Genomic DNA, 24,132 nt, shown 5'->3' with positions numbered 1-24,132 from the left:
AGGGAGAATACTATGCCGATTAATGTACCCGATGGCCTGCCTGCAGCAGAAATACTCACCAAAGAAGATGTTTTTATTATGGAAGAGAGGCGTGCCGAGCATCAGGACATTCGCCCTCTTAGCATTGTCATTCTAAATCTCATGCCCAATAAGATCGTGACGGAAACACAGATTCTTAGGCTCTTAGGGAATTCTCCTTTGCAAGTGGACATTACCCTTCTTTATCCGGAAACCCATCTCTCTAAGAATACCCCGGAAGAATACCTCATTAAGTATTATCAGACCTTTGACAGTATTAAAGATCAAAAATTTGACGGAATGATTATTACGGGTGCCCCCATTGAGCAGATGCCCTTTGAAGAGGTTGATTTTTGGCCGGAACTGCAGAAGATTATGGATTGGAGTAAGAGCAACGTCTTTTCCACGCTTTTCATTTGCTGGGGAGCCCAGGCGGGGCTTTATCACTTCTTTGGTGTTCCCAAGTATCCTTTACAAGCAAAAATGTTCGGCGTATTCCCTCATACCTTAAACTGCAAGGATATCCGTTTGCTCAGAGGCTTTGATGATGTCTTTTATGTTCCCCACTCCAGGCATACAGAGGTAAGAAAAGAAGATATTGTCAAGGTGCCGGAGTTGGAGATTCTTTCGGAATCTGAGGAGTCCGGAGTCTATCTCATCGGGACCAAGGGCGGTCGGCAGATTTTTGTCACAGGTCATTCCGAATACGATCCTCACACCCTAAAATCGGAGTATGATCGGGATATATCCCAAGGACTACCCATCAATATTCCTCAGAACTACTATCCTGGGGACGATCCCATGAAGACCCCCATCGTCAAGTGGAGAGGTCATTCTAATTTGCTTTTTGCCAATTGGCTGAACTACTATGTCTATCAGGAAACACCCTATAACCTTGAAGAATTAGGCAATATCTAAGTTCTAGGTCTAATCATTCTATTGAGACTGTTAAGACCAACCATAAACTATGAGAAAGAAGGATGTCGGATGCTGGATTATACACGGGATAGAGAGGCTGCTTGGCAGCTTCTCAATGACTATGTAAAAAGTGAGACTTTATTGCGTCACTCCATAACGGTGGAAGCTGTGATGCGCCATTTTGCCTCCCTTTATCAAGAAGATCCTGACCTTTGGGGAAATATCGGGTTATTGCATGATATCGACTTTGAGATGTACCCTGATCAACACTGTCGCAAAACCCGGGAGATCCTTACTCCCAAAGGATTGCCGGAGGAGTTCATCCGGGCTATTGAAAGCCATGGTTATGGTCTGGTCCATGATGTAGAACCCCGGGAGAACGTGGAAAATGTTTTGTTTACCGTCGATGAATTAACAGGCTTGGTCTCAGCCACAGCCTTGCTTCGTCCCAGCAAGAGCCTTCATGACCTGACCACCAAATCGGTCAAAAAGAAATGGAAGCAAAAAAGCTTCGCCGAGAATGTCAACAGGGAAGTCATTGAAGCCGGTGCCAACCGCCTGGGTAAGGACTTAAATGAAATCATCGAAGAGACCATTAATGGAATGCGCGCCATCGCGTCTGAGATCGGCTTAGAAGGCAATGTCGAAGCAGGGAAATAATTATTTTAGCAATAACACTTGACAAAAAGGCCTGTAATAGATTAGAATCATAACAACGTAGATCTATAGTCCAACACGATGAAGGGACATCCGGTGCCGAATATGTGTAGAGAGCTGACGGTTGGTGCAAGTCAGTCATAGAAGCGAAGCGGATTCCATCCTGGAGTGGCCAATGATGAATTGTGACGGGTTCCGCCCGATATCGCGGACATAAGTTGGCCGATTACGGCAACATGGGTGGCAACGCGGGAATAACCTCTCGTCCCTGATTTGGGATGAGAGGTTTTATTTATTATCCGCGCCGCACTACCATAGTTTCTCCTTAACGACACGAAGGAGGAAGGTGGTAGGGCTTACTGCCCGTAAACCGTAAAGGCTGGAACTTGGGTGGCACCGCGGAATACCCGCCCCAAAGACTGGGGTGGGTTTTTATCTACCCTGGACAACCCAATATATGTTAACATTCATAAATATTTATAAATAAGGGGGATATTTCAAATGAAAAGAGTGTACAATTTTTCAGCAGGGCCGGCAGTATTGCCCGAAGAAGTCCTAAGAGAAGCCGCTGAGGAAATGCTGGATTACCAGGGAACGGGCATGTCCGTTATGGAGATGAGCCATCGTTCCAAGACGATTGAGGGGATGATGAATGAGGCCGCCCAGGATCTAAGGGAGTTGCTTAATATTCCTGAACATTATAAAATTCTCTTTCTTCAGGGAGGGGCGTCCCAACAGTTTGCCATGATTCCCATGAACCTTATGAAGAATCGGGTGGCGGATCATCTGAATACAGGACAGTGGGCCAAGAAAGCCATTTCCGAAGGAAAGCTGTACGGAAAGATCAATGTCATCGCTTCATCAGAGGACCAGAACTACTCCTATATTCCAGACCTTAAAGATTTAAAATTCTCCGAGGATGCGGACTATGTCTACATCTGCCACAACAATACCATCTTTGGAACCAAGTTTAATGAACTTCCTGATGTGGGGGATAAACCCTTGATTGCCGATATGTCCTCGAATTTTCTATCTGAACCCATTGATGTTACAAAATATGGACTTATTTTTGCCGGAGCCCAAAAGAATGTGGGTCCTGCTGGGGTCGTGATTGTCATTATTCGTGAGGACCTCATCACGGAGGATGTTTTGCCGGGGACCCCCACGATGCTCAAATATAAAGTCCATTTCGATAACAACTCCGCCTATAATACACCGCCGGTCTACGGAATATATATCTGCGGTAAAGTGTTCCAATGGCTCAAAAAACTGGGCGGACTGGAGGCTATGAAAAAGATTAACGAGGAAAAGGCTGCCATCCTTTATGATTACTTGGATGCCAGTGACATGTTTAAAGGAACTGTGGTGAAAAAGGATCGCTCCTTAATGAATGTTCCCTTCGTGACAGGCTCTGAGGAGTTGGATGCCAAGTTTATCAAAGAAGCCAAGGCCGCAGGTTTTGAGAACCTTAAAGGCTATCGTACAGTGGGAGGGATGAGGGCCAGCATTTACAATGCCATGCCGATCCAAGGGGTCAAGGATTTAGTGGAGTTTATGAAAAAGTTTGAAGCAGAAAATAAGTAAGAATTATAAAAAGAGGAGTGTTTTTAATGTTTAAAATCAATTGCCTGAATAATATTTCCGAAGCGGGATTAAAGCTTTTTACCGATCACTATATTAATGTAGACCGTTACGAAGATGCTAACGGTATCCTTGTCCGCAGTACCTCTATGCACGATCTGGAATTACCTCCTGATATTGAGGCCATTGCTCGAGCTGGAGCTGGAGTCAATAACATCCCCTTGGATAAATGCGCTGAAAAAGGAATCGTCGTCTTTAACACCCCTGGTGCCAATGCCAATGGGGTAAAGGAGATGGTGATTGCCACCATGATTATGGCTGCCCGGAATCTTGTGGGAGGAGTTAACTGGGTTAGCTCCTGTCAGACGGATCCCGAAGTTGCCAAACTGGTTGAAAAGAATAAAGCTAAATTTGCCGGAACAGAAATCAAAGGCAAGAAGCTGGGAGTCATAGGCTTAGGTGCCATCGGCGTCTTGGTAGCCAATGCCGCCAATAAAATGGAAATGGATGTTTGCGGTTATGACCCCTATATTTCTGTTGAACATGCCTGGAAGCTGTCTAAATATATTAAACCCATCAAAAGTGTAGAAGACATTTATCGGGAATGTGATTTCATTACCATCCATGTCCCCTTAACCGATTCCAACCGTGGAATGCTCAATAAACAAGCTTTTGAGCAAATGAAAGACGGCGTGATTATCCTGAATTTCTCCAGGGATACCCTGGTGGATGAAGATGCTTTGCTTGAAGCTCTCGGCACAGGAAAGGTTGCCAAATATGTGACAGACTTCCCCAACCCAAAAGTCTGCGGAGTGGAAGGGGTTATTGCCATTCCTCATCTAGGAGCATCCACAGCGGAATCCGAAGAAAACTGTGCGGTCATGGCTGTAGAGCAGATGATGAATTACCTTGAGCATGGCAATATCAAGAATTCTGTCAATTTCCCCAATTGTGATATGGGAGTATGCACCCAAGCCGGGCGGATTGCCATCAATCATAAAAACGTCCCCAATATGCTAGGTCAATTCACCTCTACCTTAGCCAAAGAAAATGTCAATATCTCGGACTTAATGAACAAAAGCAAAGGGTCCTATGCCTATACCCTTATCGATATCGAAACTCCGGCCGGTCCAGAGATGATTGCCAAACTCAGAGAAATTGACGGCGTACTGAGAGTCCGCGTCATAAAATAAGCTGAATTCAATTCAAGAGGAGGGAATACTTTGGCAAGGATTAGACCCTTTCAAGCCATAAGACCCAGGGAAGATGTAGCAAGGAAAGTAGCTGCCCTCCCTTATGATGTATATAATCGAGAAGAGGCCCTTGAAGAAATAAAAAAAGAACCCCTGTCTTTTTTAAAGGTGGATCGTCCGGAGACTCACTTTCCTGAGGATTTCAATCCTTACGATCCTGAGGTCTATAAAAAGGCCAGAGAAATTTTGCAGGAAATGATTCAAGAGGGGATTTTTATCCGGGAAACCAAACCCTGTTACTATATCTATGAGCTTACTATGGACGGAAGAGCTCAAACCGGCTTGGTGGGTTGCGCCGCAATTGATGATTATCTTCAAGATGTGATTAAAAAGCATGAATTGACCAGGGAAGATAAAGAGCTTGACCGTATTAATCATGTGGATGTGTGCAATGCCCAGACGGGCCCGATCTTTTTAACCTACCGCTCGCAAGCAAGTATTAATGAAGTGATTGAAAAAGTGAAACAGAAAACTCCTCTCTATGATTTTATGGCATCAGATGGAGTAAGGCATGTCGTTTGGGTTATCTCGGAGGACCGGGATTTGGAGAAGATTACTTCAGGATTTGCCGGAATTCAAAGCATCTATATTGCCGATGGACATCATCGTACCGCTTCTGCCGTTAAGGTGGGGCTGAAACGAAGAGAAGAGCATCCCAACTATACGGGTCAAGAGGAGTTTAATTTCTTCCTTTCTGTGCTCTTTCCAGACGATCAGTTGTTGATCTTGGACTATAATCGAGTGGTGAAAGATCTTAATGGTTTAAGCAAGGCCGAATTTTTGGAAGAAATTAAAAGGGGCTTTGAATTGGAGGAAATAGGAAATACCCCTTATAAACCTGAGGAGAAGGCTACCTTTGGCATGGCGCTGGAAGGGACTTGGTATAAGCTGAGGGCTCGGGAAGAGATTCGTTCAACGGATCCTGTAGAAGGGCTGGATGTATCCTTGCTGCAGAATCACCTCTTAACGCCGATTCTGCAGATTATGGATATCCGTACAGATAAACGCATTGACTTTGTGGGCGGAATCCGTGGTTTACAGGAACTTGAAAAAAGAACCAACAGCGATATGAAATGTGCCTTTTCTCTATACCCTACCTCTATTCAAGAGCTTTTTGCAGTATCTGATGCGGGGCGACTGATGCCGCCCAAATCCACTTGGTTTGAACCTAAGCTGCGTAGCGGATTGTTTATTCACGAACTGTGAAGCAAGGAGAAGACTCGTTTGTTCCTTCACTATCCGAGGAATGAGAAAGCAGGGAGAAAAGCTCCCTGCTTTTCTACGTCTGAATCTCCTTGAGTTTTAAGACTTAAGATCTTACAATTGTAATGAGTGGTTATATCCCTATGTTCAAGGGCATATAAGCAAATTATAAGCAAATAGAGAAGGAGAATGGTAATGAATCAAGAGGATAAGAAGTTAAGCTGCACGGATTGTGCGCTCTTAAATTGCCATAAAAGAGACAAGACCTTTCCTCAATTCTGCTTAACAACCCATACTTCTGAAGAAACCGTAGAAGAGATTAATGAGTTATACCGTAAGGATGACCTTGTTTCCAAACTTTCCAATGCGGCAGCTGAAATCGAAGGGACCTATTATGGTAAACTCACTCGAGTAGAGGAAATAATAGCCTTTGCTAAACGAATCGGGGCTAAAAAGGTTGGTATTGCTACCTGTGTGGGATTAATGAGCGAGGCAAAAACCTTTGCCAAAATTCTTAGTGCCAAGGGGCTTGAAAGCTATGGTATCATTTGTAAAGTAGGTGCAGTCGACAAGACTCAAGTAGGAGTGCCAGAAGAGCTCAAGGTCAACAAGGGATGCCATGAATCCTTATGCAACCCTGTCCTTCAAGCCACTCTCCTCAATGAGGAAAAGACCCATCTCAATGTGATAGTAGGGCTATGCGTGGGGCATGATTCCTTATTTATTAAATACTCCGAGGCTCCTGTTACCACGCTTATCACGAAAGATAGAGTGTTGGGCCATAATCCGGCTGCGGCTTTATATACCAGCAGTTTTTACTATAGAAGATTACTTCAAGAAGGGGATATCTAAGTCAATACTGGCTCCATATAAAACTGGAAACCGATTCATAGAGCAAATTTACACCGATGAGTGATTTAAACCACATATTAAGTAAGAAAAATTGTGTATCCTAAAGGAGAGGCGCTAACTATCCCAAAGATAGTGATCGTCCCTCCTTTTTTGTATTTAGTATCAAGAAGGATTACAATGAGTAGATAGGTGAAGGCTTTGGAATATTGCCAGGATAACGTATAATGCTCATAACGTATGGATAAATAATCTTACAAAATGGACATATAAAGTTCTAGGGAGGAGGAAGATTATGAATGTCGAGGAATCCTTGCAGCTTCAGAACGAGCTATTGAATAAGCTGGTTCATGGTGGTGGTCTTAAAGAACTTGTAGACAGCACTTCCCACTTTGTCCGTAGAGAAGTTATGATCGCAAGCACTTCACATAGGGTTTTGGAGTCCTCCTTAACCGATGAGGAATTTGGTCAAGGGAAGTTCTTCGAGGTTTTACCTCTTAATCCTCCTAGTCCCGGACGAGTCCAGATCCAGGCAGGGGAGACGAGAATGGACGCTCTTGCCATTGAACTTAGCCATGCCTCCAAGCGTTTAGGCTTTCTCTATCTATGTGATCCGGGACCTGACGAGGACAACCGGCTTAAAGTACTGATTCACCAAGCTCGCAATATCTTTGTCCTGGAACTGCAAAAGGAAGCGGAACTTTTGGACAACAGCCGAAATTATCAGGATGCCTTTCTTTTTGATCTGCTCTATGGAAACATAGAAGATAATAATGATATTATTGCCAGAGCAAAGCTATGGGGCTGGGATCTGAGCCTGCCTCATGTGGTCACAGTCTTTGAACTGGAGGACTATGAGTCCTATTCTCAGGATCACTATCTTGTCACCACCCTGCATGATAGTATTCAATCCGTAGTTCAGCCTCTGGATAACGCCGTGATTCTCATGGAAAAAAACGAAGAAGTCATTTTAGCTTTGCCTATTGAAAGTGGGAAGCGCCGTGATTTTAAAGCGTATCTGAATATGATCATCAATCAAGTACTGGCTCAAACGGAGGAACGCCTGGCACCTCGAGTGATTCGGGTGGGTGTCGGTAGAAGATATGAGCAGCCATCAGAATTATTCCGAAGCTATCAGGAGGCCAAGGTGGCCGTTAAGCTTAGTGTTCTCCTCAAAGGGAAAGGCCCCACCGTTTATTTCCGGGAACTGGGAGTAGAAAGAATACTTTATAGCCATGATAAACAGGAATTATTAGAGTTTTATCGCGAGATGTTAGCTGAGTTAGAATCTCAGGACAAACAAAAAAATGAATTGACAGAAACTCTTGAGAACTATCTTACCTATCATTGCGATTTGAAAGCTACGGCCAATGCCCTTTTCCTTCATCCCAACTCCCTTCGCTATCGGCTCAAACGAATCGAGGAAATTTTAGACATGGATCTTGAGGATTTTGATACCAGAGTGTCCTTGGTTATTGCCTTTAAAATTAAGTACCTGGTCGATTTTAAGGAGAAATTATGAACACTGATCGGCAAATTTTCCATAATGTCTGCCCGCGCAATTGCTATGAGACTTGCGGGATTCTCTCCACTGTGGAAAACGGAAAACTTATTAAAGTTGAGGGAAATCCCAAGCATGGTTATACCCATGGTCGACTATGTGCTAAGGGCTATGCCTACACGGAATATGTATACAGCCCTCAGCGCCTAAAGTATCCCCTCCGCCAGTTCCCCAGAGGTTCAGGGAATTGGCAGCGCATAAGCTGGAGCGAAGCCTTGGAGACCATCGCCTTAAAAATCATTGAACTTCACGACCGCTATGGTTCTAACCTCGCCAGTGGCTATGACAAATACTCCGGCAACCTGGGAATTCTTCATTATGCCACAGAGGGAATGTTCAGAGGATTAGGATCTCACACCAAGATCCATGGTGATTTATGCTTGTCGGCTGGAGGAGATGCTTTAAACTATAACCGAGGTCAAGGGGCGCTTTGCGATCCGGAAGATATGGCAAAGGCCAAGGGAATCGTCCTCTGGGGAGTTAACCCTGCCCGCACCGCTGTTCATCAGTGGAGCTTTATCAATCGTGCCAGGGATAAAGGGGCTAAGCTTTTAGTCATCGACACCTTATTCACCCCAACGGCGGCGCAAGGGGATATTTACCTTCAGATCCAGCCGGGTACTGATGGGCTGTTGGCCATGGCCGTTCTCAAATATATATGGCAAGAGAGCCGTTTGGACCTGGACTTTATTCAAAGGCATGTTCATGGCTGGGAAGCTTTTGAAAGCTATCTTCGGGACGAGGTCTCCCTTGAAGAAGCCAGTGCCATAACGGGAGTACCTCTTGAGGGAATAAAAGATTTGGCTGAAATGTATCTGGAATCACCCTGTGCTACCTGGGTAGGTTTTGGTGTTCAGCGTTATTCCAATGGCGGACAGAGTGTACGAGGAATCGATGCCTTAGTCACTCTTACTAAGAATCAGCACCAACAAGGCGGCGGATTATACTACTACAATTGGCTCGATATTTTTCCTTTCAATATTAAAAACTTTCCCCTCCCCCCAGAGCAGGAAAAGGCACCGGTACGAAGTCTCAATATTATTCATTTTGCTCAAGAGGCTTTAGCTTTGAAGGATCCTCCGCTAAAGCTCCTCTGGTTGGCAAGCCATAATCCTTTCAGCCAAGGGCAAAATCTTCAACATTGGCGAAAACTTGTAAGTCAATTGGAACTCATCGTTGTGGTAGATTTGTTCATGAATGAAACCACGGCCCAAGCAGATATCGTTTTGCCTGCTGCCAGTCCTTTTGAAGAGTATGATTTGCATAGCTGCTACTGGCATCAGTGGATTGCCATCAATCAAAAGGCTATCCCGCCATTTTACGAAGCACGCAGTGACCTGGAGATCGCTCGTAATTTGACTCAAGTCTTGAATGGGCTCCGGCCAGACTTCTCCAGCTTTCCTTGGCAATTAAGTGCCTTGGACTGGATTAAGGCAGAGCTGACACCAGAGATCCTTAAACAGCTGGAGATTGACAATTGGGAAGAGCTTCTTCAAGGTCCCCGCAAATATAAACTAAAGGGAGTCTCCCGGGAAGTCCAAGGCTATCCTACGGAGACCGGGAAATTCCAGCTGATGTCGAGAGGTGCTAAAGAAAACCAATTGCCCGCATTGGTGCGTTTTAAAGAACAGAGAATTGAATCTCCCTATCCTTTGCGTTTACTCACTCCCCAAAGCCTGTTAAGGCTTCATTCTCAATATCGTGAGCTCAGCTGGCTGAACCTTGAAAAAGAGATGGATGCAGTGGAGCTTAACCCTCAAGATGCAGAGCAACGGAATCTTAAAGAAAAAGATCATGTCATAGTGCTTAACGATCGTGGATCCTGTTTTCGAAGAGTGGAGATTAACCCCTACATCCCTCAAGGAGTCGTGGTTATGGCTCAAGGTGATACCACCAACCAACTACTGGCCGGTCAAAATACGGATATGGGGATTCATACAACCGGAGCCCGAGGGGCAGCTTTTTATGATTCTTGGGTAGAGGTGAAAAAGAAATGACGAAGATCAACGCCAAAGGGTTTCTGTTTAATGTGGATCGCTGCATAGGCTGCCATTCTTGTGTTCTCGCCTGCAAAAATGAAAACAAAACAGCGGCGGCGGTATCCTGGCGCAGAGTCACTGACAATGGAGGAGAAGGGCGCTATCTCTCTATTTCCTGTAATCATTGCTCAAGTCCGGAGTGCTTTCGTGTCTGTCCAGAGCATGCTTATATAAAAAGAAGGGATGGGATCGTTCTCATCGATTCTAATCGCTGTGCAGGCTGTCAGACCTGTGTGGGAGCCTGTCCTTATAAGGCGCCACAGTTTGACCACGCAGCCAACAGAACTGGTAAATGCAATTACTGCATTGACCGACAAAAGGCAGGCCTGCTTCCAGCTTGTGTAACCGCATGCCCTACAGGAGCTCTTCAAGTTCATGATTTCAATAAGTATGGTGAGAAGGGTACAGTCCCGACAGTAGAAGGATTTCCGGATATCCGGCTCACTAAGCCATCCATTCGCTTTTATCCTCCCAAAGAAAAAAAGAGATATTGGATTAACAATTAAGCTGGAAAACAATCGAGTTAGGGGCTGTAGTCAATGAAATGATTAATTTCTTGACTACAGCTTTTTACATTGCTAGGTTTTCATGCGGCCTTGTGCATTAGTAACAGCTAGAAAAGTTCTTGTATTTGTATTGATTCTAAAAGTTCAAAGAAAATACAAAAAATATGTCGTGATTTTTGTAACTTTGTACAAATCGATTTCTGGGATAATGAGAGTGTAAAGGGGGGTGAAAAAATGAACAATAACAAAAGTATTTTACAAATTGAACCCTTACTTGAAACCCGAGTTTTCATTTATGATCTGTTAAGAAGAGCTTTTCTGCAAGAACCCACTCCTGAATTTCTCGCATTCATAAATGACAGGAGTTTATTTGAGAACTTTCCTTTTCAGGAGGAACAGAAAGACATCGCGGAAGGTGCAGCGCAAATTCTTGCGTTGATTTATGAGAAGGATTTAACAAGCCTGGAGGTTTTTGATTCCTTGCATTGGGATTATACACGAATGTTCATCGGCCCCGACCGGCTCCCTGCCCCACTGTGGGAATCAGCTTACTTGAGCAAAGAACGGCTCCTTTTTCAGGAGCGAACTCTCCAAGTTCGGCAGGCTTATCTCAAATACCATTTTCTTCCCAGGAATTTTATGCAAGAGGCTGATGACCACCTTGGTTTGGAGCTGGACTTTATGTATCAGCTTACTTTGCAGGCTCAGGAAGCTATGAATGAAGAAAATATGGAGAAGCTGCAACAGATCTTTACCGATCAAAAAGATTTCTTAGAAAACCACTTACTGCAGTGGGTTCCCGAATTGACCCTTAAGATAAGGGAAAATGCCCAATCCAGTTTTTATCCTGGAATCGCTAAGGTTCTCAAAGGATTTCTGACTCTTGATCTGGAGGCTCTTGAAGAGCTTATAGATAGTACCCAGTGTTCTGTTAAATAATTTGGAGGTGAAAAAGGTGGCTAATCTCATTGAAAAAGCAAAAAATTATACAATGAACAGAAGACGTTTTCTGGGATGGACAGCAACTGTTACAGCCGGAGCGGCAGCAGCAGTGACCCTTCCAGGGTGCGGATTGACTACCGTAGATTCCACCACAGCTTCAGCTAATCTGGCTGGAAAAGAAGGAGAATGGATGCCTGTAGCCTGTTGGCATAACTGTGGAGGGCGTTGCTCCAACAAAGCTTATGTGGTAGATGGTGTTGTGGTTCGTCAAAAAACCGATGATACCCATCACGATACTCCTGACTACCCACAACAAAGAGGATGTAACCGTGGACGCTCCCAAAGAATGCAGGTATTCGGAGTGGATCGCCTTAAGTACCCCATGAAGCGGAAGAATTGGGAGCCTGGCGGCGGCAAAAAAGAGCTCCGTGGCCGGGACGAATGGGTTCGCATTTCCTGGGATGAAGCTTATGAAATCGTCGCCAGTGAAATCAACCGTATTAAAGCTCAGTATGGCAACCGGGGCATCTTTGCGTCCAATGCCGGTGACTTCGGCCGACTCCTTTCCTTAGCCGGAGGGTATATCGGCTCCTGGGGAACCAGTTCCTGGGGATCCTGGCGTTGGGGTCCTGAAAAATTCGGTATGGCCGAAGGGTTCTTTGAGCAAAGTATCAATGACCGGATGGATCTGCGCAACTCAGAGCTGATCGTTATCGTCGGCGGAAACTCCTCCTGGAGTGCTGCCGGAAATCCCACGTATCATTATCTCCAGGCCAAAAAAGCCGGAGCAGAATTTGTGTTCATCGATCCTATCTACTCCGATACCGTGGAATTGCTGGATGCTGAGTGGCTTCCTATTATGCCCAGCACAGACCATGCGATGTTCCTGGGAATGGCCTACACCCTGCTGAAAGAGGATAATCCCACCACCAATCCATTGGTTGACTGGGAGTTCTTAAACAAGTATACCGTTGGTTTTGACAGCGATCATATGCCGGAAGGTGCGGATCCCAAAGAGAACTTTAAGGATTATGTCCTCGGCACCTATGACAACACACCGAAAACCCCGGAATGGGCAGCAGAACTTTGCGGAGTACCTGCTGACAGAATCCGCGACTTAGCATTAAAGATTGCCAAAAAAGATCGTGTGGCCCTCTTCACAGCTTGGGGCCCGGCTCGTACCCATAATTCTGACTCCTGGCCGCAAATGTTCATGACCTTCGGTGCCATGACCGGCAACATGGGCAGATCCGGCGCTATGACCGGAGTAAGCTGCCACTATGCTACAGCCAATGGCGGCCCCAGTCTTGTTCCTCCCGGAGCTAACGGACTTCCCCCTGTGGCCAACCCCATTAAGGAAACCATTAACGACAATGAAATGTGGCTGGCCATCCTTGATGGACATTATGTGGCAGGAAAAGGTGATGTCCGGGATGTCAATATCCAAATGATCTACCATGGCCCGGAAGCCCATCTCCAAACCCGTTCTGGGCAAACCAAGGGAATTGAAGCTCACCGTCATGTAGAGTTTGTTCTTTCTACCAGCCATTTCTTAACTACCAACAGTAAGTTTGCCGATATAGTGCTCCCAGTGACTACGGAATGGGAAAAGGTCGGCGGTTTTGGCAGCTTCATCAACCGGGAGGCTCTCGTTTTCTGGCGTCAAGTTACTGAACCCCTCTATGAAGCTAAAAGCGATATTCGTATTGCTTACGAATTAGCTGAGAAAATGGGCTTGGATGCCAAAAAGGTTCTGCCTATCGACGAAAAACAAATGTTCTACAACCAAATCGCCGGAGCTAAGGTGATTGGTGCCGATGGCAAGACCATGGAGACTTTGGTGACCTTGACCGAAGCCGATATCAAAGAAATTGGTGCCACCGGAACTCCCCAGCAGGGCCGCATCTCCTATCAGGAGCTGAAGACTAAAGGGGTTTACCAGGTGGAGCGCAAGCCCGGAGATAATTTTGGTTTCATCGCTTATGAAGACTTTGTCAAAGACCCTGTGGCCAATCCTCTTAAAACGGCCAGCGGTAAACTGGAAATTCATTGTCAGGATTTGGTTGACTTCGTTAACGGCAAAGGTTTCACCGAAATCCGCCCTATTCCCACCTATAATCCGGCAGTGGAAGGCTATGAAGCAACCTACAAAGACTTCAAGAATAAAGTCAAAGGGGATTATCCTCTGCAAGTGATTAATCCTCACTACCTGAGACGTTCCCACAGTATCTTCGATAATGTATCCTGGCTGAGAGAAGCATGGCCCAACCCTGTATTCCTTGCGGCTAAAGATGCGGAAGAACGGGGCATTAAAGAAGGGGACACCGTCCTCATCTTCAGCAGTCATGGTAAAACCTTACGTCCTGCCCATATCGTCGAATGGATTGCCCCGGGAGTAGTCGGTCTGCCCCATGGAACATGGGTAGAAATCGATGAAAAGACTCAAGTGGATAAAGCAGGATCGGATAATATCCTCACCGGACCTATTCCCACCGGACAAGGAATCGGTGCTTGGAACTCCACCATTTGCCAAGTAGAAAAATGGAACGGAGAACCTTTGGAAGAAGACGTAAAATGGCCCCATCGGATCGTTTTATAGAAAGGAGTGAGTGATCTTGGCACAAAAAGGATTTTACTACGACCAAACTACCTGTATCGGCTGCAAAGGCTGTCAAGTAGCCTGTAAAGATAAAAACGACTCAGCCATAGGCGTGATTTATCGTCGGGTCTATGATGTCGAGACCGGAAAATTCCCCAATCCTCGTCGCCTCCATTTCTCCATCAGCTGCAACCATTGTGAGGAGCCCAAGTGTGTAGCTAACTGCCCCACAGGTGCCTTGGAAAAGCGCAAAGAGGATGGTATCGTCATTCATCACTATGATAAATGCATCGGCTGCCGCCTTTGTACCTGGTCCTGTCCTTACGGCGCTCCCCAATATAGGGAGGAAGAAGGAAAGGTCGGTAAATGCGATATGTGTGCTGACCTGTTGGCTAAAGGAGAAAACCCCGCTTGTGTGGATGCTTGCGTCATGAGATGCCTTGACTATGGAGATATTGATGAACTCCGCCAAAAGCACGGCCAAAATGCCGATGCTCCCGCACTGCCAAGCTCCAAGACAACCAAGCCCAATATCGTGATTAACGTAAAGTCTTAGGAATTGAATGGAGGTAATGCTATGACATTCGCAGAAGAATGGCCATTGATGACCTTTACCTTATTGAGTCAGTTGGCTATTGGACTATTCATCGTGCTTATGCTGGTCAAGACCAGCATAGGCAATCAAGATTCTCAGGCCTCCAAAGCAATTCGCGGCGGATTTACCGCTGTAGGTCCACTTACAGCGTTGGCTTTAGTTTTTTCACTGTTCCATCTCGGCGATCCCTTGGGGGCACCTCGCTCGATTTTGAATCTGGGGTCCTCCTGGTTAAGCCGGGAAATCATGACCGCCGGCGGATTCTTCGCTCTTTGGTTTGTTTTCTGGTGGTTATCCCGCAAAGGCAAAGAAAGCAACGCCTTAGGGTGGGTTACTGTTCTGATGGGATGTGCTGCAGTGTTCAGCATGGCTAGTATTTACAGTTCTTCCATTCGCCCTGCTTGGGATAATGTGAACACCTATATCGCTTTCTTTGGTGCAACCTTAGCCATGGGTGTCTTAGGTGCAGCCGGTGTCATTGCCTTTGGACTCAAAGGACAAATATCAGCAGGATTAACAAAAACCTTAAAGAATATGTCATACCTCGGGGTTGCTGCCGTAATCTTACCACTGGCTTACCTTCCTGTCTTCATCTCAGGTTTAAATGGTGGAGGAAGTACAGCAGAAGCTTCTGCCCAAATCTTGACTGAAAGCATGGGTGTGTTAGCAGGTAGAGGGGTACTTTCAATTGCCGGTGCAATCTTGCTGGTAGCCGCTCTGAACAAAGGAGCAAAGGGAAAAGCTCTTTCTACAAGCACCGTTTACCTTGCTTTGGCCTTAGTTATCGCAGGTGAATTCATTGGACGATATCTCTTTTACGCCATGGGAGTGTCTCCGATGATCGGAACCTAAGCTTCACTGAACTTCTTGATTAAGATGGATTTTTGAGCCGAAAAGCTCAGAAATCCATCTTTTTGCAGGTTCCTCCGCGCTAGCCTTACATAAACCAAAACTTTTTTATGAAAGAAAAACAAAAAGCACTTGACTTTTAGAATGATTCTAATATAATAGTAAATGTAACGAGCAACAACATAGCTCACCATTTAATCAATGTAATATAAAAGGAGAGAATTGAAAGATGAAAAAGTTCGTATGTGCAGTTTGTGGTTATATTTATGAGGGTCCGGAGGCTCCGGAGCAATGTCCTCAGTGTAAAGTAGGTAAGGAGAAGTTCATTGAAAAAACCGAAGGGAATCTTCAATGGGCTGATGAGCATAGAATCGGAGTCGCAGAAGGTGTGGATCCGGAAGTTATCGAAGGTCTAAGAGCAAACTTCATGGGTGAATGCACTGAAGTGGGAATGTACCTGGCTATGAGCCGCCAAGCTGATCGTGAAGGGTATCCGGAAGTAGCGGAAGCTTACAAACGAATTGCCTTCGAAGAAGCTGAGCATGCTGCTAAATTTGCTGAACTCTTAGGCGAAGTGGTAGTAGCCGATACGAAGAAAAACCTCGAAATGAGAGTGGAAGCAGAATACGGTGCCACTCAAGGCAAAAAAGACCTGGCAACCTTGGCCAAGAAACTCAATCTGGATGCTATTCACGATACAGTTCATGAAATGTGTAAAGATGAAGCCCGTCATGGCAAAGCATTCTTGGGACTACTCAACCGTTATTTCAAATAAGATTAGACAAGCGGACATAGGGAACATCCTTTTGGGGATAGTTCCCTATTTTTTATGTATATTAAACATGGGTGTTTTTTCTAAATGGATAGAATTACCTGGAATTTTAGCCTGCTCGTTAAAATCTGTACACCCTTCACCAAAAAAATCTATGGTATAATCAACTATATTTTTTGTTTCAATCTGTAAAACTTGACAGGGAGAAAACGTAAAACCTTAAGTATGAGGGGAGATAAAAGTGAGTAAGATGATGAAATTTGAATCCGGGTTCAGTCAGGAAGAAGCTTTTGCTGAAGCCTCACGTTGTCTGCAATGCAAAAAACCCTTATGCCGTCAAGGTTGCCCGGTGAATAATGCCATACCGCAGTTTATCCGAGCCTTAAAAGAGGGAGAGTACGCTCAAGGTTTAGAAGCTATTTATCGTCACAGCTATTTACCGGCTGTTTGCGGTCGGGTTTGCCCGCAGGAAAAGCAGTGTGAGGCGAGCTGCATTTTGGCTCGAAAAGGCCAAGCGATTCGCATTGGTAAACTTGAGCAGTTTATTGCTGACAACGCTACCGATGTAGAGTTTCCTAAGGTAACCGCTACCATGGGAGCCATTGCGGTTATCGGCTCTGGACCGGCGGGATTAGCAGCAGCTGTCCAACTGGCTCAACTTGGTTATTCCGTCACTATCTTCGAAGGGGAAGCGGAACCTGGGGGGGTACTCGTTCACGGCATTCCAGAGTATCGCTTACCTAAGAATGTTGTACGTCGTGATATAGAGAAGATTAAAAATTTAGGTGTAGAATTTAAGCTCAATTCTTTAGTGGGTGTGGATCTCTTCCTGGACGACCTCTTGGCACAGGGGTATCAGGCGGTCTTTATCGGTACAGGGGCAGGGTTGCCCAAAATTCTGGAAATACCCGGAGAGCACTTGGAAGGAGTCATATCGGCACTGTATGTCCTGCAAACCACCAATCTCTATAAGTTAGGCCAGTTACCGGAGAATGAACTTCCTGTGGATAAAGGGGAAAAGGTGGTGGTGATTGGTGCCGGCAATGTTGCTATGGATGCTGCTCGCACTTCCAGTCGTCTGGGAGCGGAGGTAACCGTTCTTGCACGCAGAGGCTTAAATGATATGGCGGCCCGTGATATTGAGCGGGACGAGGCTATAGCTGATGGAGTCAAGATTCGCACTTATGCGGCTCCCTTGGAAATACTGGGAGATGAAAATGTAACAGGGATAAAATACGCCAACACCATAGTGTCTGAGGATGGCAAGGTCGTCATCAAAGAAGAAGAAAGTTTTATTCTACCGGCGGATAAAATTATTTTTGCCATTGGACAAAGGCCCTATGCTCGTATCGTGACCACCTCCCAGGGCTTTGAGATTAATAAGCAAGGGTTACTGATCTGCAATGAGCACGGCATGACCACCAGGGACGGAGTTTTTGCGGCAGGGGATGTGGTTCATGGCCCGGCTACTGTAGTCAAGGCTATGGGTGAGGGGAGACGTATTGCCATTGAGATGCATGCGTACCTTTTAAGGAAGAAATTACAAAGCGCCAAATGAATTTGTGGGATTTTGCTTGAGATTAGTTTTGTCTCAAGCTTTTTTGTAGGTAGCCAACGATCTTCTCTCTAAAATAGGTTTTAAAATAAAAGGAGATTCATATTGTTTCTTAGGAGTAAAATTTTGTGAATTTTTAAACCAGGAGTGATAATTAAGAAGGAATATGATTTTGATTGAAGAACTTTTTAGCTTTAAGAGCTTATAAAATTGGTAACGAGAAGACCATTACCATGATGGAGGAATGGGAATGCGACAAGATATTCAGGATGTCAAACTCATGGCTATACTTAACCTACTTAATCAACTTAGTAACAAAAACTCTCTCGAAGAGTACCTCAATGGAATTATCGATTTTCTCTCGGGATGGACCGGATGTGAGAATATTGGTATTCGGGTGCTTAGAGAGGCCGGCCTTGCCCCTTATGTAGTTTATCGGGGGTTCGATGAGGATTTTATTGCTTCTGAAAGTTGCATTTCTGTTCATGAGGATGAATGCGTCTGCTTGAGAGTTTTAAGGCAGCAGTTTAAAAATGAGGATCAGGATCATATTTCGGAATCAGGGACCTATTACGCTCAAAACTTCTTTCAATATGTAGAAGAGTTGAAGGAGGACCAACTTTTAAGTTTCCGCGGCATATGTGCCAATAAGAAATTCAAAAGCCTGGCCGTGATCCCCTTGCACCATCAAGGTAAGGTAGTAGGAGTTATACACATCGCCGATGTCAAGAGTGGAGTGTTTTCCCAGGAAGACATCCAATTCATTGAGACCATAAGACCCCTTGTTGCGGAAGCTATCTATCGGCACAATCTGGAGAAGGCCTTGGAAAGTACTGTCCGTCGATATGAGGCTGAAGAGATGGTGATACGCAAGCTGAAATTTGAAGAGAGATTAGCGAGTATTTCGGCCCGCTTTAATCAGCAAGAGGATTTTAAAGTAGCTGCAGAAGAGTCTCTAAAGGATATTTTAAAGCTATTTAAGGCGGAACAAGTCTGTCTGCATCTTGGTAGCAACTTAAAGGAATATGTCAGCGTCCATGAACATGGAAAATTGACTCATGGATGTTCAATCTCTCCAAAAACCTTTAAAGAGTTGAAAATCCACTGGGAAAAAGGCAATATCTTATGTCAGAAACCTGCTCACCAGGCTGAGTTCAAAGAGATCGGATCTTTGGCCCATGAAGTGTTTAAGAAAGATTCCGTTTTAACCATTCCCCTTAATTTTAAAGGATCTTTGCTTGGAGTGCTTATCTTCGTCAACATATCCTCAGGTGGGCTGCCCTTTAAGGAGATTCTCAATCCTTTAAAACTTGTTACAGAAACCTTTGCCAATGCTGTAGAGCAGGGCAGGATTCAATACCAGTTAATGTGGTCGGAAAATCGTTACCGTACCATATTTAATCATTCCGGGAGTGCCTTCTTAATCGTTGATGAGAACTTAAAAATACTCCTCTCGAATCCCCAAGCGGAGAGACTTTTAGGTTTGCCCAGTGAAAAAATGGATAATATAGCCTATCTTACAGATTTTCTGCCCGATAACGAAGTGAGGCGTCTGAAAGAGTATAATCGAAAAAGACTCCAACAGGACTCCCATGTACCCCGTCAGTATGAAGTGAAATACAAAGACAATCAGGGTAACTTAAAAGATGTCATCGTTTCTGCAGAAGTCATCCCACAGACGATTCAGACCGTTCTCTCCATTATTGATATTACCGAATGGAAGAAAGCTGAAGCTGAGCTTCAATTCTTGAATTTGCATGATCGGTTGACAGGTCTCTATAACCGTGTCTACTTTGAACAGGAATTGCGCAAGTATGAAGCGGACCCCAGCAAAGAAGTCGGCTTAATCATGTGCGATGTAAACGGTCTGAAGCTAATCAACACCACCTTCGGAAGTGAAGCGGGAGATCAAGTCTTAGTGACGACGGCAAGGCTGCTGGACGAGTGCTTTAAGGACTATCTTGTAGCTCGCATCGGGGGAGATGAATTCGCCGTACTCATCGAAAAAAATGAGGATGTGGATCTCGAACAGGCCTGCCAGCTTTTTCGCAGGAATGTGGAAAAATATAATAAGGATCATGACGGTTACCCCTTGGACATCTCCCTGGGATACGCTTGCTCCGGATCCTGTGGGTTGAAGATGAGTGAGCTGTTAAGAAATGCCGATGACGCCATGGGTAGAGAGAAACTCCATAGCAACAATAGTACGCGGAATTCTCAAGTTCAAATACTCACAAAAGCTTTGGAGTTCCGGGATTTCATCACAGAAGGCCATGCTGAACGAGTACAAAATTTGATTATCAGCACGGGGCAGTTAGCAGGTTTATCCGAGCAGAGACTATCCGATTTGAAGCTCTTTGCTCAGTTCCATGATATCGGAAAAGTAGGGATTCCTGATCAGATACTGTTTAAGAAGGGACGTCTAACCGCGGACGAGTGGAAGATCATGAAAGAGCATTGTGAAATGGGTCATCGAATCGCTCAATCCACTCCGGATATTTATCCCATCGCCGATTGGATTCTCAAGCATCATGAGAATTGGGATGGTTCTGGGTATCCTTTAGGCTTAAAAGGAGAGGAGATTCCTATTGAATGCCGGATTCTTGCCGTTGCCGACACATTTGATGCCATGACCAATGATCGACCCTATCGAAAAGCCCAATCAACTCAAGCTGCCATTGAAGAAATTATGCGCTGTGCCGGGGCCCAATTTGACCCTCATATCGTTAAACTTTTTGTGAAGACAGTCTAGGGCCGGATTACTTACAGGTGAAAAGGCTTTGAAAACAAAACCCAATTCAGAAAATGATAAGAGCTCTGGGGGACTTCCTCAGGGAAAAGTTGCAATAAGAAAGGGAACAGTAATATAATTTATAACGATAGATGATAATATAACGGCGTAGGCATCTTCGCGGTGGATAAGGTCGGCGGTGCCTTCAGGGTTTAGTATGAGAAGGGGGACTGGCACCATGGCGCGGATCAATGAGAATTACTTAAAACTAGCGGGGAGTTATTTGTTTTCTGAAATAGCGCGGAGAGTCAATGAATTTAAGGCTCAGAATCCTGAGGCTGATATTATCCGCTTGGGAATTGGTGATGTGACAAGACCCCTCGCCCCAGTCGTCGTTGAAGCCATGAAGAAGGCTGTGGATGAGATGGGTAACGTAGGAACCTTCCGGGGATACGGACCAGAACAAGGGTATGATTCCCTAATTGAGAGAATCATCGCCCATGAATATGCCCCCCGGGGAGTTCAGCTGGGAATGGATGAAGTCTTTATCAGCGATGGAGCTAAAAGTGATACAGCCAATTTTCAAGAGCTCTTTGGAGTAGATAACATTATGGCCGTGACTGACCCGGTCTATCCCGTCTATGTGGACAGCAATGTTATGGCTGGACGGACCGGGATGTATGATAAGGAGAAAGGGATGTATGGTAAAATTGTCTATCTTCCTTGTACTGAGGAAGGGGGCATGAAGCCTAAATTGCCTGCCACACCTGTGGATATGATTTATCTTTGCTTCCCCAACAATCCCACGGGAGTGACCTTGACTAAGGAAGAGCTGAAGGAATGGGTTGATTACGCACAGAAAAACAAGGCCGTTATTCTTTTTGATGCAGCCTATGAAGCCTTTATTCGGGAAGAGGGAGTACCGCACAGTATTTATGAAGTAGAAGGAGCCCGGGAAGTGGCTGTAGAATTCCGCAGCTTTTCCAAAACCGCAGGCTTTACCGGAACACGTTGTGCCTATACCATCGTGCCCAAGGATATAATGATCTATGACTCCAAAGGTGAAGGACATTGCTTGAATAAGCTTTGGCTGAGAAGACAGACCACCAAGTTTAATGGAGTGTCCTATCCTGTACAAGCAGGAGCCGCTGCCATCTATACTGAAGAAGGAAAAAAGCAGATCCAAGCAACCATTGATTATTATATGGAAAATGCCCGTATTATCAGGGAAGGTCTGAAGGAAGCCGGTTTCAAAGTCTTTGGCGGTGTGAATGCCCCTTATATCTGGATGAAAACCCCTGGTAATTTAGGATCCTGGGAATTTTTCGATAAACTGATGAAGGAAGCTTATGTGGTAGGTACTCCCGGAGCGGGCTTCGGAGCTAACGGCGAAGGGTTCTTCCGCCTCACGGCCTTTGGGACGCGTGAGAATACCGAAAAAGCTATCGAGCGAATTAAGGCTCGGATGAAGTGAATTTGCTCGGGTCGCGTAGCTTTACGCACAACGAACCTTCGGGCGTGAGCTCCTGAAACCCCCCACCGGAGGCTTTCTTCATCGGAGCTCACGTACTCTATAGCTCCAGGGCTGGTTCACTCGCTTTCTTAACAGCTGCGCCAAACCTCCAGGTAGTACCTGATGTGAACCAGTGGCTCCGCTACGTTATGAAAGCCTCGTTGACCTGGCCGCCCTTCCGCTTAAAGAAAGCTTGGCTTATGGTGAGTGAAGCGAAGCAGAAGCCTTAGCTGCCTTATACACAGTGAAAGCCGTTCGCTCCTGTGCGTAAAGCTACGCTTGCGCGTCTTTGTTGGCCCTTCTTTTGGGTCTTTTCGAAAGAGTTGCACTGCTCAAGCCTGAAAGGCAGCCTAAGGATTTTGCTTTAAGGCAGAGAACGGATTCTAAGCGAGCAGGTAAGCAATCTTCGCGAAAGATTGCAGCGGAGTCGGGTTGGAAACAGGACGTTTCCAACCGCCCATTGAGCAGGAGCGATTTGGGCGGGAACCCGACGCAGCGGAGGTCTTTCGCGATTAGATTGCTCCGCGCAGCTTATGGAGTGAACGCCGAAAGCAAAATCCTGGAGAATCAACTTTTTGGGTCTTTTTCACCATAGTAAAATAGCCAGTCCTCTTAAATTAAGGGGGCTGGCTTTGTTTCGTTATGGATATCTAGCAATCTTTAGATGATATCTGAGGGGAGTTAAACTTCTCCCATAATTTTTCCCATATCAGTGATATCATACCCACCAATTCCCGCTACCTCATTGTGGAAAACCTCGGAATTCAAAATGCTCAATAAAGCCTGAAAATGGGGTTTTACCAAATCCTCCTTGCGAATAACGAGATCATAGCGTTCCTTGTGCAGAGGCACAAAATCTAAAGAGCTTACTTGCATAGCAGCCTTTTCAATCCCCAGCCCAACATCGGCTTCACCACGGGCTACTCGACTGGCAACAGCCATATGAGACATCTCCTCATCCTCATATCCTCGCACACTGTGATGAGGAATATGGGCAAGACGAAGCTGTTCGTCCAGAAGTACCCGTGCCCCGGATCCACGTTCGCGGTTAACAAAGCGAATATCGGATCGACCTAAGTCGCTCCAAGTGAAGATTTTTCTTGGATTTCCTTTGGCTACATAGAAGCCTTCCATGCGATAAACCAGATTGATGATGCAGGCCGGATGCCCGGGTAACAATCTCCGGACATAGGGAATGTTATATTCATTGGTATCGCTATCCCATAAATGAGTGGTAACCACGTTAGCTTGACCGCGGTAAAGAGCAATCAGGCCATCCAGGCTGCCGCTGTATTGGCGAAGAAAAAGGACTTGAGGAAATTGCTTATGCAAATGACGGGTTAAAATATCCAAGATGATATCTTGACCGCAGATTACCAAACTTTGATCCGGAAGCGTAGAACCTGGAAAGGCAGGATGCGTGTCAGTAGTTTTCTCCCGGCCGTCCGGACCGCTCGGTGGAGCATCACCTGACAGCGGAAGATTGATTGTATTTCCAGAGGACGAAGTCGAACAGTCTCCCTTGGATCTGCGGATGTAATTTTCCAGATCCGCACTTTCGATGCGAAATTTACGGCCGATGCGGTAAGCGCTGAGGTCGCCGCGTTTAATCATTTCGTATACCGTAAATTTAGAGATTTTCAGAATGCTTGCGACTTCCTCAGGAGTATAAGTCACATTGGACAAGGAAATCTCTCCCCCCATAATTAACCTATTGAACAATAAGTAAAAGGCTAGCGAGTGTCTATTTACATCTTGATAACGATTATATCATAATATATAATAGACCTAAAGTTAGGTTATGTTTGTTTATGTTGATTGGTAAATGGTGTTTGTTGGCGTTGATCTAAACTTAAGTTCTAGTAAGAGTGCAATTACGTTTGGTTTGTTCCCCTTTTCTTTGGTTCTATTCTTTTTGTTTGCGTTCTCTCAAGGTGTTTTAATACTAGAACGAATAGCTAAAACCAAAAAATATTGGGAGCTTTGACGTT

Annotated in this window: 18 protein-coding genes; 17 read left to right on the top strand and 1 reads right to left on the bottom strand. The window is 45.3% G+C overall.

What is annotated here, in order from left to right:
• The first annotated feature begins 12 nt into the window (after positions 1–12).
• From metA to DESPCE1_RS0119300, 17 genes are all read left to right on the top strand, one after another.
• The gene (gene metA, locus DESPCE1_RS0119380) at positions 13–936 is read left to right on the top strand and encodes a homoserine O-succinyltransferase (RefSeq protein WP_019851414.1); all 924 of its coding nucleotides are present in this window, start codon (positions 13–15) and stop codon (positions 934–936) included.
• Between the two features lie 69 nt (positions 937–1,005).
• Positions 1,006–1,596, top strand: a complete 591-nt coding sequence (locus tag DESPCE1_RS0119375) for an HDIG domain-containing metalloprotein (RefSeq protein ID WP_019851413.1) — start codon at positions 1,006–1,008, stop codon at positions 1,594–1,596.
• A gap of 498 nt (positions 1,597–2,094) precedes the next feature.
• Positions 2,095–3,177, top strand: a complete 1,083-nt coding sequence (gene serC, locus DESPCE1_RS0119370) for a 3-phosphoserine/phosphohydroxythreonine transaminase (protein WP_019851412.1) — start codon at positions 2,095–2,097, stop codon at positions 3,175–3,177.
• A 26-nt stretch (positions 3,178–3,203) separates the two neighbouring features.
• Positions 3,204–4,367 (top strand): phosphoglycerate dehydrogenase, encoded by a 1,164-nt coding sequence (locus DESPCE1_RS0119365; protein ID WP_014795670.1) that lies wholly within the window; start codon positions 3,204–3,206, stop codon positions 4,365–4,367.
• A 30-nt stretch (positions 4,368–4,397) separates the two neighbouring features.
• Positions 4,398–5,633, top strand: a complete 1,236-nt coding sequence (locus tag DESPCE1_RS0119360) for a DUF1015 domain-containing protein (protein WP_019851411.1) — start codon at positions 4,398–4,400, stop codon at positions 5,631–5,633.
• A gap of 192 nt (positions 5,634–5,825) precedes the next feature.
• Positions 5,826–6,482, top strand: a complete 657-nt coding sequence (locus DESPCE1_RS0119355; protein ID WP_014795668.1) for a DUF1847 domain-containing protein — start codon at positions 5,826–5,828, stop codon at positions 6,480–6,482.
• A gap of 292 nt (positions 6,483–6,774) precedes the next feature.
• The gene (locus DESPCE1_RS0119350) at positions 6,775–8,001 is read left to right on the top strand and encodes a CdaR family transcriptional regulator (RefSeq protein WP_014795667.1); all 1,227 of its coding nucleotides are present in this window, start codon (positions 6,775–6,777) and stop codon (positions 7,999–8,001) included.
• The gene (locus DESPCE1_RS0119345) at positions 7,998–10,037 is read left to right on the top strand and encodes a molybdopterin-dependent oxidoreductase (RefSeq protein ID WP_019851410.1); all 2,040 of its coding nucleotides are present in this window, start codon (positions 7,998–8,000) and stop codon (positions 10,035–10,037) included. The genes DESPCE1_RS0119350 and DESPCE1_RS0119345 overlap by 4 nt, the downstream gene beginning before the upstream one ends.
• Positions 10,034–10,585: a 4Fe-4S dicluster domain-containing protein gene (locus tag DESPCE1_RS0119340; RefSeq protein WP_014795665.1), complete on the top strand. Its 552-nt coding sequence runs from the start codon at positions 10,034–10,036 to the stop codon at positions 10,583–10,585. The genes DESPCE1_RS0119345 and DESPCE1_RS0119340 overlap by 4 nt, the downstream gene beginning before the upstream one ends.
• 234 nt (positions 10,586–10,819) lie before the next feature.
• On the top strand, positions 10,820–11,524 hold the full coding sequence (locus DESPCE1_RS0119335) for a molecular chaperone (RefSeq protein WP_019851409.1): 705 nt from the start codon (positions 10,820–10,822) through the stop codon (positions 11,522–11,524).
• Positions 11,525–11,540: 16 nt separating this feature from the next.
• On the top strand, positions 11,541–14,126 hold the full coding sequence (locus DESPCE1_RS0119330) for a molybdopterin-dependent oxidoreductase (protein WP_019851408.1): 2,586 nt from the start codon (positions 11,541–11,543) through the stop codon (positions 14,124–14,126).
• Positions 14,127–14,142: 16 nt separating this feature from the next.
• Positions 14,143–14,682 carry a DMSO/selenate family reductase complex B subunit gene (locus DESPCE1_RS0119325; RefSeq protein ID WP_019851407.1) on the top strand — a complete coding sequence of 180 codons (540 nt, stop codon included), beginning with the start codon at positions 14,143–14,145 and terminating at the stop codon, positions 14,680–14,682.
• A gap of 21 nt (positions 14,683–14,703) precedes the next feature.
• Positions 14,704–15,573 carry a DmsC/YnfH family molybdoenzyme membrane anchor subunit gene (locus DESPCE1_RS0119320; protein ID WP_019851406.1) on the top strand — a complete coding sequence of 290 codons (870 nt, stop codon included), beginning with the start codon at positions 14,704–14,706 and terminating at the stop codon, positions 15,571–15,573.
• Positions 15,574–15,799: 226 nt separating this feature from the next.
• The gene (locus DESPCE1_RS0119315; protein ID WP_019851405.1) at positions 15,800–16,345 is read left to right on the top strand and encodes an NADH peroxidase; all 546 of its coding nucleotides are present in this window, start codon (positions 15,800–15,802) and stop codon (positions 16,343–16,345) included.
• 238 nt (positions 16,346–16,583) lie between these two features.
• Positions 16,584–17,900: an NAD(P)-dependent oxidoreductase gene (locus tag DESPCE1_RS0119310; protein WP_019851404.1), complete on the top strand. Its 1,317-nt coding sequence runs from the start codon at positions 16,584–16,586 to the stop codon at positions 17,898–17,900.
• 247 nt (positions 17,901–18,147) lie between these two features.
• Positions 18,148–20,649, top strand: coding sequence for an HD domain-containing phosphohydrolase (locus DESPCE1_RS0119305; protein WP_019851403.1), 2,502 nt, complete (start codon positions 18,148–18,150; stop codon positions 20,647–20,649).
• Positions 20,650–20,866: 217 nt separating this feature from the next.
• On the top strand, positions 20,867–22,102 hold the full coding sequence (locus tag DESPCE1_RS0119300) for an LL-diaminopimelate aminotransferase (protein ID WP_019851402.1): 1,236 nt from the start codon (positions 20,867–20,869) through the stop codon (positions 22,100–22,102).
• Positions 22,103–22,822: 720 nt separating this feature from the next.
• Here DESPCE1_RS0119300 and DESPCE1_RS0119295 read toward each other — a convergent pair.
• Complete coding sequence (locus DESPCE1_RS0119295; protein ID WP_019851401.1) at positions 22,823–23,827, bottom strand: helix-turn-helix transcriptional regulator; 1,005 nt, start codon at positions 23,825–23,827, stop codon at positions 22,823–22,825.
• Positions 23,828–24,132: the final 305 nt, after the last annotated feature.

The sequence above is a fragment of the Desulfitobacterium sp. PCE1 genome (assembly GCF_000384015.1).
GTDB classification, from domain to species: Bacteria; Bacillota; Desulfitobacteriia; order Desulfitobacteriales; family Desulfitobacteriaceae; genus Desulfitobacterium; species Desulfitobacterium dehalogenans.
The sequence above is the reverse complement of the archived record's forward strand: the minus strand, read 5'-3'. Positions and strand labels throughout refer to the sequence as shown.